The 13,126-nt window shown below is 66.7% G+C and carries 10 protein-coding genes; 1 reads left to right on the forward strand and 9 read right to left on the reverse strand.

The genetic code is table 11. The features are described 5' to 3' along the window. Positions 1-327 precede the first annotated feature (327 nt). From Y887_RS04645 to Y887_RS04685, 9 genes are all read right to left on the reverse strand, one after another. The gene (locus tag Y887_RS04645; protein ID WP_046963214.1) at positions 328-1,128 is read right to left on the reverse strand and encodes a ferritin-like domain-containing protein; all 801 of its coding nucleotides are present in this window, start codon (positions 1,126-1,128) and stop codon (positions 328-330) included. A 2-nt stretch (positions 1,129-1,130) separates the two neighbouring features. Next, positions 1,131-1,739 carry a hypothetical protein gene (locus Y887_RS20105; RefSeq protein WP_046963215.1) on the reverse strand — a complete coding sequence of 203 codons (609 nt, stop codon included), beginning with the start codon at positions 1,737-1,739 and terminating at the stop codon, positions 1,131-1,133. A 1-nt stretch (position 1,740) separates the two neighbouring features. Beyond that, positions 1,741-3,207, reverse strand: a complete 1,467-nt coding sequence (gene purF / locus Y887_RS04655) for an amidophosphoribosyltransferase (RefSeq protein ID WP_016902228.1) — start codon at positions 3,205-3,207, stop codon at positions 1,741-1,743. 30 nt (positions 3,208-3,237) lie between these two features. Continuing rightward, positions 3,238-3,984 (reverse strand): CvpA family protein, encoded by a 747-nt coding sequence (locus tag Y887_RS04660; RefSeq protein WP_046963216.1) that lies wholly within the window; start codon positions 3,982-3,984, stop codon positions 3,238-3,240. A 227-nt stretch (positions 3,985-4,211) separates the two neighbouring features. Then, on the reverse strand, positions 4,212-5,276 hold the full coding sequence (locus Y887_RS04665; RefSeq protein WP_046963217.1) for an SPOR domain-containing protein: 1,065 nt from the start codon (positions 5,274-5,276) through the stop codon (positions 4,212-4,214). A 67-nt stretch (positions 5,277-5,343) separates the two neighbouring features. Then, entirely contained in the window at positions 5,344-6,612 is a 1,269-nt protein-coding gene (gene folC / locus Y887_RS04670) for a bifunctional tetrahydrofolate synthase/dihydrofolate synthase (RefSeq protein ID WP_046963218.1), read from the reverse strand. 137 nt (positions 6,613-6,749) lie between these two features. Beyond that, positions 6,750-7,226 carry a hypothetical protein gene (locus Y887_RS04675; RefSeq protein ID WP_248827415.1) on the reverse strand — a complete coding sequence of 159 codons (477 nt, stop codon included), beginning with the start codon at positions 7,224-7,226 and terminating at the stop codon, positions 6,750-6,752. A gap of 119 nt (positions 7,227-7,345) precedes the next feature. Beyond that, the gene (locus Y887_RS04680) at positions 7,346-7,990 is read right to left on the reverse strand and encodes a histidine phosphatase family protein (protein WP_046963220.1); all 645 of its coding nucleotides are present in this window, start codon (positions 7,988-7,990) and stop codon (positions 7,346-7,348) included. Positions 7,991-8,369: 379 nt separating this feature from the next. Then, positions 8,370-10,451, reverse strand: coding sequence for a phosphocholine-specific phospholipase C (locus Y887_RS04685; RefSeq protein WP_046963221.1), 2,082 nt, complete (start codon positions 10,449-10,451; stop codon positions 8,370-8,372). Between the two features lie 104 nt (positions 10,452-10,555). On the opposite strand from Y887_RS04685, the gene Y887_RS04690 reads away from it, so the two are divergent. Continuing rightward, a complete protein-coding gene (locus Y887_RS04690) occupies positions 10,556-12,967 on the forward strand; it encodes a TonB-dependent receptor (protein ID WP_104611251.1) in 2,412 nt (803 codons plus the stop codon). Positions 12,968-13,126: the final 159 nt, after the last annotated feature.

The following is a 13,126-nucleotide window of genomic DNA, read 5'->3' on the forward strand; positions in this document are numbered from 1 at the left end:
CAGGCTCTTATGCAGCATCCATGCATGCAGCGTCAGCATCAGCTCCCGCGACGGTGGTCAGCCAAGGACGGAGCGTGATGGTCGATATGCCTGGCTTCTAGATCGAGCCATCGACCAAATCCCTGGTGTGGCATCCCACCGCTTGCAGGACACGGTGATCGCAGGGATGGATTCGCTGCGTCGCTTCCGATTGGTAAGGGCGCCGCAGCCTCGACCAGCGCCGCTTGCGAAGCGCCGATGGCGCCGAGCGCACCCAAATCACTCTGCGGCCCGTACCCGACAGGGCATGCGCGTACCGCTGCATGACAGCGGCATCGAACCCCGCCCTCAGCCGGCCTGCTCTACCAGATCAGCGAGTTCGTCTTCGTCGAAACCGGCAAGCAGCCGCGCCTGCAGATTGAACGGGCCATGCAGATAACCGCCGGCGTATTCGCGCAACAACGCCTTGAAGCGCGCCCTTGGTTCGATGCCGGCCTGTGCGCAATACCAGCGGTACCAGCGCGAGCCGGCGGCCACGTGCGCCACTTCCTCGCGCAGGATCGTCTCCAGCACCTGGGCCGTGGCGGCATCGCCGAGCGAACGCAGTTTGACGATCATCGCCGGTGTGACATCCAGGCCGCGCGCTTCCAGCACCCGCGGCACCAACGCCATGCGTGCCAGACCGTCATGCGCGGTTTTCTCGCACATTTCCCACAAGCCGTTGTGCGCGGCAAAGTCGCCGTAGTCGCGATCGTGTGCCTGCAGGCGTGCGCGCAGCAGCATGAAGTGACGCGATTCGTCGTCGGCCACCGCCACCCAATCGGCGTAGAAGCCCTCCGGCAAGCCACGAAAGCGATACACCGCATCCCAGGCCAGATCGATCGCATTGAGTTCGATATGCGCAATCGCATGAATGAAGGCAGCGCGTCCTTCCGGCGTGCCCAGTCCACGCCGCGGCAGCTCGCGCGGGTGCACCAGCACCGGCGTGGCTGGCCGACCCGGCATGCGGATCGGCGCAGGCGCCGGCGCAGCGGCGTTCAACAGCAGCCGGCCCTCGCGAAACGCGGCTGCGTACTGTTGCGTCAACGCGACCTTGTGCAGCGGGTCGGCAGCATCCAGGCACGCACGCGCGGCATCGAACAGATCCATGCTCACCGGGCCTGCCGCAACGGTTGCCGGCCCAGTGCTGCCAGCGATGCTGCACGCACCTGCTCGCATGGGTTTGCCTTGATCCGCAACTCGCAAGCGGTGCGTTTGGCACACACCAGCGCAAACAGCCGCGTCCGATCGGCCGGCGCAGGCGCGGGCGCGGGCGCGGGCGCGGGCGCGGGCGCGGGCACCGATGATGGCAATGCGCCGGGTTCACCCGCGCCAATGCCGACTCCAGCGCCGAGCAAGCGCGCCTGGTCGCTGCGGCAATCCACCGCGTACGTCCATTCGGCCAGACCCGCTGGCGGCGCGCCTGCAGGTGCCGCCTCGCGCACGCGCACAACCACAATCGCCTCGCCTACGCGCGTGGCACCGGCAAGATCCAGCCGCTGCGCGCCTGCCGGCGTGGCGAATGCGCGGTCCAGCGCGGCCTGTTGCTGCCAGTCCAATTGCATGTCCAAGGTGGTGCTCAGCGCAACAGGACCCTGCCCGTTGCGCAGGCGCACATCGTCCACGGTGCGGATCGGTGCAGCATGATCGGCGTCGCAGCCCGACAGCAGCAGGGCTGCGACGGCGGCGACCACGGCCAGCTGGCCGCAGCGCCGTGACACTTCAGGCGCGGCGACGCTTCTTGGCATCGTCCGAGCGCAGTTGCTGGATGCGTTCGAAATAGCCCGGTTCGATACCGGTGATGTATTCGCCGTTGAAACACGAGGAATCGAATTGCTGGATGTCCGGATTGCCCTCGCGCACCGCCACTTCCAGATCTTCCAGGTCCTGGTAGATCAGCCAGTCGCAGCCCAGGAATTCCTGGATTTCCAGCTCGCTGCGGCCATGCGCGATCAGCTCTTCGGCGGCCGGCATGTCGATGCCGTAGATGTTGGGATAGCGCACCGGCGGCGCGGCCGAGGCCAGATACACCTTGCGCGCACCGGCGTCGCGCGCCATCTGCACGATCTGCCGGCTGGTGGTGCCACGCACGATGGAATCGTCGACCAGCAGCACCACGCGGTTGCGGAATTCCAGATGGATCGGGTTGAGCTTGCGGCGCACCGACTTCTGCCGCTCGCCCTGCCCCGGCATGATGAAGGTGCGGCCCACGTAGCGATTCTTGACGAAACCCTCGCGGTACTTCACGCCGAGCACATTGGACATTTCCAGCGCCACATCGCGCGAGGTGTCCGGGATCGGAATGATGGTGTCGATATCGTGATCCGGGCGCAGGCGCAGGATCTTCTCGCCCAGCTTCAGGCCCATGCGCATGCGCGCCTTGTGCACCGAAATATTGTCGATCATCGAATCGGGGCGCGCGAAGTACACGTACTCGAAGATGCACGGCGCGTTGACGGTCGGCGCAGCACAGACTTCCGAAAACAGCTCGCCGCGCGCGGTGATCACCATCGCCTCGCCGGGACGCACGTCGCGTACGCGCTGGTAGCCGAGGATGTCCAGCGCGGCCGATTCGGAGGAGACGATGTATTCGGTACCTTCGGCGTGCTCGCGCTTGCCCAGCACCAGCGGACGGATGCCATGCGGGTCGCGGAAGGCCACCAGCCCCAGGCCCAGCACCACGCTCACCACCGCATAGCCGCCCTTGCAACGACGGTGCACGCCGGCCACCGCGCGGATCGCCGCCTCGGGGGTGAGCATGCGCTGCGCGTCCAGTTCGTAGGCGAACACGTTCAGCAGCACTTCGCTGTCCGAATCGGTATTGATGTTGCGGCGATCGGCTTCGAACACCTGCTGGCGCAGGGCCTCGGTGTTGATCAGGTTGCCGTTGTGGGCCAGCGCGATGCCGTAGGGCGAATTGACGTAGAACGGCTGCGCCTCGTCCATGCCTTCCGAGCCTGCGGTCGGGTAGCGGCAATGCGCAATGCCGACGCGGCCTTCCAGCACCGCCATCTTCTTCTCGTCGAAGACATCGCGTACCAGGCCATTGGCTTTTTGCACGCGCAACCGCGTGCCGTCGGCGGTGGCGATGCCTGCGGCGTCCTGCCCACGATGCTGCAGGACGGTCAGGCCGTCATAAAGTTGCCCGGCGACGTTTTGGTTGCCGACAATACCGACGATGCCACACATGGTGCGCGTTCTCCGCTTCGGCTTGCGCCGTTACTGTGAAGGTGGCCGTGCCTGGCCTTGGGGTTCGACCCGAGCCGGGTCGCTTTCTCCGCCGCGAACCTGCGCCGGATCGATATTGGCCGGCATCGCCTGCGCCGGATTGCCTCCGTCGCTGGCAGCGTTGCCGGGTCTGCCGAGCGCCCGCGACATGGTGTCGCTCAGGCCAGACCCGGACAGCATTTTGCCCAGGTCCGTATTATCGCCTGTCGAAGGCAACTTCCCCAACTCCGTGGGCAGGTTGCCCAGTTCCATGGATGGCATGTCCATCGACGGCATGCGCCAGGCCGGCAGTTGCGCTCGCATCCAGCCGGCGCCGGGCTGCAGGATCGGCAGCAGCACCGATTGTCGCCACGCCGGTTCGCGCGGCAGTGGCGTGAAGCCCATCAGCAGCACCAGCACGCTGGCCAGAAACCCGCCGCGCACCACGCCCAGACCGAACCCGAGCATGCGGTCGGTCCCGCCGAGCTTGACCGCATCCACGCCGGCGCGAATGACCATGCCGATCACCGCCACACTGATCAACACGCCGACAAACACCATGGCGTAGCCGCCGAACGACTCGGTAGCCGACGGATGCTTGCCATCGGCCAGCCAGCGCGCGGCCGAGCCGCCCAACAGGAAGGTCGCCCAGCCCGCCAGCAACCACGACAAGGTGCCGACCACGATGGCGACGAAGCCGCGCAGCAGGCCCAACAGCGCCGACACCAGAATGATGACGCCCAACACCATGTCGATCATTGGCGAGGTCTCCGCGCGGCGCATGCGCCGGTCCAACGTGGCTTGCTGATCATTGCCTTCCCCTCCGTGGGCGTGAAGCTGTCGAAACTGCGGGTGTGGCCGAAAGACGCCAGCGCTGGTCATCCGCCTCTGCGGCGCCTGCAACACGTGGACCGGACGCGTGGCTCACGCCGATTCGCACCGCAGCCGCTGCCGCCAGGCGACGGCGCGGCAGGTTGAGATCATCTCTAAGGATGCGGACGCACCATGCCGGAAATGCCAACCTTGGCCGCCACCTGTGCACGCAACTGCTCGGCATCGCCACGATTGGCGACCGGGCCGACGCGCACGCGGTTGAGTGCGCCCTTGTCGGTGCGGACCTGTTCGACGAAGGCGCTGAACCCGGCAGCGCGCACGCGGTCGCGCAGCGCATTGGCATCTTCGGCGCGGCCGAACGCGCCCAGCTGCACCGCAAACCCGACGCCGCTTGCGGCAGGAGCCGCCGGCACGGTGGGTGCGGCTGCAACCGGTTTTGCCGGCTCTGGCTTGGTCGGCTCTGGCTTGGCAACTTCAGGCTTGGCCGGCGCCGGCTTGGGCGCTTCGGCCGGCGTGGGAGCGGCGGCGACCGGCTTGGCCGGTTCCGGTGGCAGGCTCTCGGTCTTGGGCGCGGCAGGTGCGCTGGCAGCGGCCACGCTGCTGCCAGGCTTTGCGGCAGGCGCGGGCGTCGGCGTGGCAACCGGCGCCGGTGCGGCAGCGTTGGCGTCCAGCGTCACCACCTGCGCGTTGACGTCGCTGCGCACCTTCACGGCCTGCAGCCGCGCCGATTCGGCCTGGGCCTGATCGGCATACGGTCCCACGCGCACGCGCCAGGCGGGGCGACCATTGATCTGGGTCTTCTCGCTGAAGCCGGGCAGCTGCGCCTGCTTGAGTCGCGCGATCACCGCATCGGCATCGGTGCTGGTGGCATACGCGCCAAAATTCACCGCGTAGTTGCCGGCCGCCACTTCCGGCGCGGACGGGGCGCTGGAGGGGTCGGCCAGATCGGCGGCGTCCGGGTTGTCCTGCACCGCGGCCGGCGCGCCGGGGGCACCGGCCATGCCCAGCGCGCCACCCGCCGGCGCATTGCCCGGGGTGACCAGCGGCAATTCGCGGGTTTCGAACTCGCCATTGCCGGGCGCGGCAGGCGCCTCCAGCGGCACATCGGCCACACCGCTCGACGGCGCGGGGCCCTTGACCAGCATCGGCAGGAAGATCACGGCAAGCGCCACCAGAACGATGGCGCCAATCAATCGCTGTTTCAGAGCAGTGTCCACAGTAAAGAGCGCTACAGGCGTGGCGGGGTGCCGCGGCGATTATAAGGCCGCCGCCACCTTGCCGACCCTAGTGGGCTGAACGAAGTGCGTTCAGCGCGTCGGCAACGGTATGAAACGAGCCAAACACCAGCACGCGGTCCCCGGGCGCAGCCATGGCGAGCACCGCACGCACCGCGCTGGCGACGGTGTCATGGCAGGGCGCCTGCCCGGCAGCCGTGCCTTGCAGGCGCTGCCGCAGGACCTGCGCAGACTGGCCACGCCCCCCCTCCAGCCCGGCCAGGGCCCAATGATCGACCTGCGCGGCCACTGCCTCCACCACGGCCGAGACGTCCTTGTCTGCCAGCGCCGCGTAGATCGCATGTGTGCTGCCGGCAATCGACTGCGCGCCGAGCGCCTGCGCCAGCGCGCGCGCGGCCTGCGGGTTATGGCCGACATCCAGCAGCACCTCCACGCCGGCGACGTCGCTGCGCTGCAGGCGCCCGACCACCTGCGCATCGGCAATCCCCTGCGCCCATGCAGCCTGCGGCAGCGCCACCGGCAAGGCCTGCAGCGCGGCAATGGCGGCGGCGGCGTTGGCCAGTTGTACCGGAGCCTGCAATGCCGGCATCGGCAACTCCAGGCGCACTGCAACATCGCGCCAGCACCAATGCCGTGCGTCGATCGGCTCGAAGAAATAATCGCTACCGGCGCGGATCGCGTTGGCACCGAGCAGATAGGCGCGACGCAGCACGCTGGAGGGCGGGTCGATCTCGCCCAACACCACCGGCTTCCACGCGCGGATGATGCCCGCCTTCTCGCCGCCGATCGCCTCGCGGTCCTCGCCCAGCCAATCGGAGTGGTCGATATCCACGGTGGTGATCACCGCCACATCCGAATCGATGATGTTCACCGCATCCAGGCGCCCACCCAGGCCGATCTCCAGCACCGCCAGATCCAGGCCGGAGCGCTGCAACAGCCACAACGCGGCTAGCGTGCCGAACTCGAAATAGGTCAGCGCGGTCTCGCCGCGCACCGCCTCGACCGCCGCAAATGCCTCGACCAGCGCGGCATCGCTCGCATCGGCGCCATCGATGCGCACACGCTCGTTGTAGTGCAACAGATGCGGCGACGTGTACGCCCCCACCTTCCACCCGGCTGCGCGGCCGATCGCCTCGATGAAGGCCACCGTCGAGCCCTTGCCGTTGGTGCCGCCGACCACGATGACATGCCTGGCCGGCGCCTCGATCTGCAGGCGCGCAGCCACCTCGCGCACGCGCTCCAACCCCATCGCGATGTTGCTGGGGTGTTGCTGCTCGATATAGACGAGCCAGTCGGTGAGTGTGGTGGGAGTGGTCACGGGAAGGGCTGCGCGGAAAGACGCACATTATCGCTACTGCGGCCACCCTACGCACACCCGCCGGCACAAGGAAACACGCTTCAGCTGCATCAATCTGACACCCGCGACCACTGCGCGACAGACGCGATGACGACCATTCAAAGGGCTTCGGTGACCGCCGCAATGCGCATGCCCAGGAGAGAGTACTGACCGCTCAATCGCACCGAGACCCGCTGTTCCGGATGCCGCCGATACAGGGGCTCATCGATACACAGATGGCTGGGGAAACGGTCTTGCAGAGGTCCGCCGCTCAACCGGTATTTGCATGTCCGTGCGCTGCGCACATAGGTAGCCTGCATAACATGGGTCTGGTCAAAATCCGTGCCAGCGATGCGCGTATAGATCCACGGTGCGCCTCTGGCCAGCACGATCCAGCACAGCAATCCCAGCAGGGGCGGCGCCAGGCAGATCGCCAGAACCGTGTTGAACGGCCGCTTGCCGACCACCGCCTTCCATCCCCCACTGCGATAGGCCTGCACCACGACCAAGGCAGTCAATCCGCCTCCCAGCAGCCACATTGGCGCGATCCAGCGCCGCCCGGACAGAGAGGGTGCGGGGATGAAATCGCTGAACACCCCTAGTACCAACAAAACCGCCAACCCTGCATGCGTCGTATGCCGGAATGCCTTGCGCCACCTGGAGGGCGTCACGGTACGACGCGCCCTTTCATCGCACGTCCTTGCCGAAAGCGAACTTACAGCGCGCGATGCTTGGCTTCACCAAAGAACGGGGTGTGGTGCGCGCAGTCGTTGAGGCGCACTACTTCCAGGTGATCGACATCGTCGCCTTCGAGCAGGTTGAGCGTGGTCGGGGCCTGGCGAAAGCTCCACAGCTTGGACAGCGGCAGGCCGAGGATCCTGCACAGGATCACGCGGTTGACCGCGTCGTGCGCGACCACCAGCAAGGTGTCGTCGGCGCCCAGACCGTCGGCGGCACGCGCCAGGCCGCGCCAGCTGCGGTCCAGCACCTGGCGCAGCGATTCGCCGCCCGGCATCAGCACGGTGTCGGGCTCTTCGCGCCAGGCGCGCAGGCGCGCGGGATCCTTGTCGTTGATCTCGCTGGCCAGCAAGCCTTCCCACTCGCCGTGGGCGATTTCCTGCAGGTCCGGATCGGTCTGTAGCAAGCTTTCGCGCGATGCGCCCAACGCGGCCTTGGCAGTGGCCTGCGCGCGCGACAGCGGCGAGGCGACCGCACGGGTGATCTGCAACGCCTGCAGCCGTTCGCCCAACGCACGTGCCTGGCCTTCGCCGACCGGCGACAGCGGAATATCGATCTGGCCCTGGTAACGGCCTTCGGCGTTCCACGGCGTCTCGCCGTGACGAGCAAGCAGGATGCGCATGCGCTGAGAGTTCCTTGGGGGAGGGGCCGGCACGCCGCGGCGAAACCGGACCGCATCATAACCGCTCCCCGCCCCTTCCCTCTGCGCTCGCGCGCACGCCCTGCTCTTCGGACGGCGCTGCGCGCCTGCGATGCCCTGCTGCGCGTCAGCGCCGCTGGCCTCCGGCGCTGACGCACCGCACTGCCGATCGCGGAAACCTGGCGAGGTGTCGAGGTCGGCATGGTGCCGGCATGTTCAATCTGGAGCTCGGCATCCTGGTTGACCGCCGCCCGTATGGAACTGCACTGCCGCGCACACCGCGCACCTTGTGTGCTGTGCGCGACGCGAGACGGTCGCAACACTGCGCCGATCCAACCGTCGCCCAACGAATCGGGCGTGCTCAGGCGCGACCGAGCGCCGGGTCGCTGCGGCTGGGGCTGCCGGTCTCCAGGTGTCCGGCCAGACGCCGCCGGAACGCGCCGCCCGGCAGTTCCACGACCACGTCGTACCAGTGGTCGCTGGCGGCCAGCGGCAGCTGCAACACCTGGCGCTGACCTGCAAAAAGCTGCAGCGCGCGCGGGGCCGGATCCGCATAGTCCAGCGCGCGCAGGTGCAAGGTGCAAGGCCGTTGCCCGGCGTTACCGATCTCCAGCACCAGCGTGCCGGCGTCCTGGCGCGCTTCGACCCACGGTGCTGCCGCCGTTTCCGGCGTCGTCGCCAGCTCGCCGGAAAATTCGCGCAGGAATCCGTTCGGCCCGTGCACGCGCAACGCATACGCCCCGTCGTGCGCGGCGCCCACCGGAACGTCATCGAGCCGGGTGCCAGGTAATACCGTGTAGTACCACGGCCCGCCAGTGGGCGCGCTGGTGTAGACGTTGAATGCAGCCGCAGCCGTGCCGGTATTGACGAACTGCAACTGCAGCGCGCCATCGCCTTGCGCGCGCGCGTGCACCTGCAAGGCGTACGGCAACGCACGCGCCGGACGTTGGCCGGGCTCCTGTCGCGGCATGACGGCGTTGGTCGGCGGCACAGGCAATGGCTTGTCGCGTACCGCCGCCGTGCGTGTGCGGTAGTCGTCGATGGACGGCAATGCGCTCATCGCCGAATCATCGGGCTTGCGGAAATCGAACACGCTAGTGAGATCGCCACTGACCGCGCGACGCCACGGGCTGATATTCGGCTCGGCCACACCGAAGCGACGTTCCAGCAACCGCAGCACCGAGGTGTGATCGAACACCTGCGAATTGACCCAGCCGCCGCGCGTCCAGGGCGAAATCACCAGCATCGGCACGCGGATGCCCAGGCCCACCGGCACGCCGTTGTAGGCCTCGCCGCGCACATCGACATTGCTGCGGCCCATGCGCGCGTCCAGCGCCGGCAGCGGCGCCGGCACATGATCGAAAAAGCCGTCGTTCTCGTCGTAGTTGATGATCAAGGCCGTCTTCGCCCAGACCTCCGGATTGGAGGTCAGCGCATCGATCAGCCGCGACACCAGCGATTCGCCGTAGGCCGGCGGCGCTTCGGGGTGTTCGCAATAGGCAGTCGGCGGAATGACCCACGACACCTGCGGCAGGCGATTGCCCTGCACGTCGGCAGCGATTGCGGCGATCAGGTGATCTGCCTGCGTGCTGGCGGCGTTGTCTGCGGTGGATCCGGGTACACAGGCACGCGCGCGGCGATAACGTTCGTCAGCTGTGTCCAGTCCACGGTAGTGCGCAAAATACGCCAACGAATTGCAGCCGAAGTTGTCGTATTCCTGATACACGCGCCAATCGATGCCGGCCGCCTGCAGGCGCTGCGCATAGGTGGTCCAGCCCATCGCCGCATACCCGGGCTTGTCGCGTGCCATGTCGGCGGTCCAGTTGCCGTCATCGGCGTTGCTGGCCACCTGCGCGCGGGTATCGCCCACACTCAGACCGCTGGTGCCGGTGAACAGATACATGCGATTGGGGTTGGTCGGCCCGTGCATCGAGCAGAAATAACCGTCGCAGATGGTGAACGCGTCGGCAAGCGCGTGGTAGTACGGAATGTCGTGACGTTGGAAGTAGCCCATCGTCAGTTCGCCCTTGTACGGCACCCACGCGTCGTATTCGGCCCAGCGCGTCGGGTCCTGCCCGTGGCCAGCCTTCCACGAATGATCCAGGCTTTTGATCAATGGCGCGCTCGTGGTTTTTGTATCGAACGCAAACGGCAGCAGCCGTCGTCCATCCGGCGCCGGCTGACTCCACACCGGCTGGCCATCGCGCAACTGCAGCGCATGCGGATCGCCGAACCCGCGCACTCCACGCAGCGCGCCGAAATAATGATCGAACGAACGGTTTTCCTGCATCAGGATCACCACGTGTTCCATATCGCGCAGCGTGCCGGTACGCGCATTTGCCGGCAATGCCAGCGCGCGACCGATCGACGACGGCAACGCCCCGGCGGCAGTGAGCGCAGCAACGCGCTTGAGGAAATCGCGGCGCGAAGAAGATGACGTCATGACGAAAGATCCTGCAAAAGTCGGTGACGTGCAGCGCACACGGCGGCCGCACACATTACGTATAGCGGGCCTGCGCGACAGTTTTGCGACAGCCGCCGTCATCAATGTTTCATGAGCCGTTGACACCCTGCGTCGCGAAACGCCGGTCTTGCACCGTGCGTCCGCCCTCAGCCGTGCTCGAACAGGACTCCCCCATGACTTCCGCCCGTCGTTTCCATGTCACACCACTGGCTCTCGCCCTCGCCGCGTTGCTCCCCGTCATCGCACACGCCGCCGATCCCGTCGTCAGCGCAGCCGATGCACCGGTGACGCCTGCCGATGCCGCCGGCAACGCGACCCAGCTGGATGCGATCAACGTCGTCTCGCAAGGCAGCACACGGCAGGTGCAGCGCATCAGCCGGCAGGACATCGAGCAGCTGACACCGGGCAGCAGCGCATTCAAGGCGGTGGAAAAACTGCCCGGCGTGCAGTTCCAGTCCGCCGATCCGTTCGGCACCTACGAGTGGTCCACACAGGTCACCTTGCATGGCTTCGATCAGAGCCGCCTGGGCTATACGCTCGACGGCATTCCGCTGGGCAACATGAGCTACGGCGTCACCAACGGCCTGCACATCACCCGCGCCATCATTTCCGAAAACCTCGGGTCGGTGGAGATCGCACAAGGCGCCGGCGCGCTCGGCACCGCATCCAACACCAACCTCGGCGGCACCATGCAGTTCTACTCCGCCGATCCGCAGACCACGCCCGGCGCGCGGCTGGTGCAGACGGTCGGCAGCGATGCCACGCGACGCACCTTCGTGCGCGCCGATACCGGCGACCGCAATGGCTTGTCGGCGTATCTGTCCTATGCCAATGCCACCACCGACAAGTGGAAGGGCTTCGGCGATCAACAATCCGAACAGGCCAACCTCAAGACGGTGTACCAGTGGGGCGAGGGCAATCGCCTGAGCCTGTTCCTGGATACCTCGCGGCGCAAGGAATACGACTACATGGACCTGTCGTTGACCAGCCAGCGCGCACTGGGTTGGGACTACGACTACCTGCAACCGGATTGGGCCACCGCCGTACAGATGGCGCGCGCCTACCAGACCACCGGCGCGACCAGCGGTGTGGCCAACGGCTACCCGCAATCGCTGGCCGGGCTGCCCAGCGATTACAGCTGGCTCGATGCCAGTTATTACGCCGGCGGCGGCCTGCGCCGCGACAATCTTGCCGGCCTGTCGGGCACCTTCGTGTTCGGCGGTGCAACCCTGGATGCCGCGGGCTACTACCACGCCAATCGCGGCGAAGGGCAATGGGTGACACCGTACGTCGTCACCTCGGCGCAGATCCCGGTGTCGATGCGCACCACCGACTATGGCCTGGACCGTTTCGGCGGCACCAGCGCATTGAAGTGGTCCTGGGGCAATCACGACCTGGAAGCCGGCGTATGGGCCGAAAATGCGCGCACCACGCAAGGGCGCAATTACTTCGCGTTGGGCAATGAGGGCTACACCTCGCTGTACAACGTGTACGAAGCGCAGACGCCGTTTCGCCGCGATTTCCTGCAGCGCTACACCACCCAGACCCGCATGCTGTACGTCCAGGACACCGTGCGCCTGCTCGATGACCGGCTGACGTTGAACTACGGCGCAAAGGCGCTCAACACCACCACGCGCGCGCAATCGCTGGTGCCCACCACGTCGCTGGCGCAAGGCCGCATCCGCGCCGAGGACAGCTTCCTGCCGCAAGTGGGCGTGAACTACAAACTCGACGAGCGTCAGGACGTCTATGCGTCCTACAGCAAGAACATCGCCGCCTTCGGGTTCACCCCGTTTGCCACCTCGCAGGCCGCGTTCGATCGCAGCCGCTCGACGCTGGAGCCGGAAGAGTCGCAAACCGTGCAGCTGGGGTACCGCATGCAGGACGAGCAGTTCCAGCTCTCGGCCGATGCCTACTTCACCAAGTTCTCCAATCGCCTGCTGACCACCTCGCCGTGCACCGCAGTGCAGACCTGCGCGGCGATCCTGAGCAATGTCGGCGCAGTGCATAGCGCCGGTGCGGATCTGGCGCTGATGTGGCGCCCGACCGAAGGCCTGAGCTGGTTGAACTCGCTGTCGTGGAACCGCTCGCGCTATCAGGACGATTACCTCAACAACGGCGTGGTCGCGACCTCGGGCAAGGACGTGGTGGGCATTCCCGCGTTGATGTTCTCTTCCAGCGCCAGCTACCAGTTGGGCAACCTGCGCCTGGACCTGGACGGCAAGTACGTGGACAAGCGCTACATCACCTTCCTCAACGATTCGCAGGTGCCCTCGTACTGGCTGTTCAACGCCGGGGCGCGCTACGACTTCGGTCGCGTGGGCGGCGTGGCGGATATCGCCCTGGCCCTGAACATCACCAACCTCACCGACAAGCGCTACTTCGCCAGCACCGGCACCAACGGTTACGTCGCCTCCGATCCGGACGGCTACAACCAGACAATGGTGGTGGGTGCGCCACGCCAGTACTTCATGAGCCTGGACGTGAAGTTTTAACCAACTCCACACCGTCTGAGGCGCCCTCATCCGGCGCTACGCGCCACCTTCTCCCGCGTGCGGGAGAAGGCATGCCGACGGCGCCCCGGCGCCGTGAGCCGGTCTGCCGCGCACTTTCCCGAGCCTTCAGGTTCGCTCGGCTCGGCTTGCTCGGCTTGC

It is taken from the genome of Xanthomonas pisi DSM 18956, from assembly GCF_001010415.1.
Taxonomy (GTDB): Bacteria; Pseudomonadota; Gammaproteobacteria; order Xanthomonadales; family Xanthomonadaceae; genus Xanthomonas; species Xanthomonas pisi.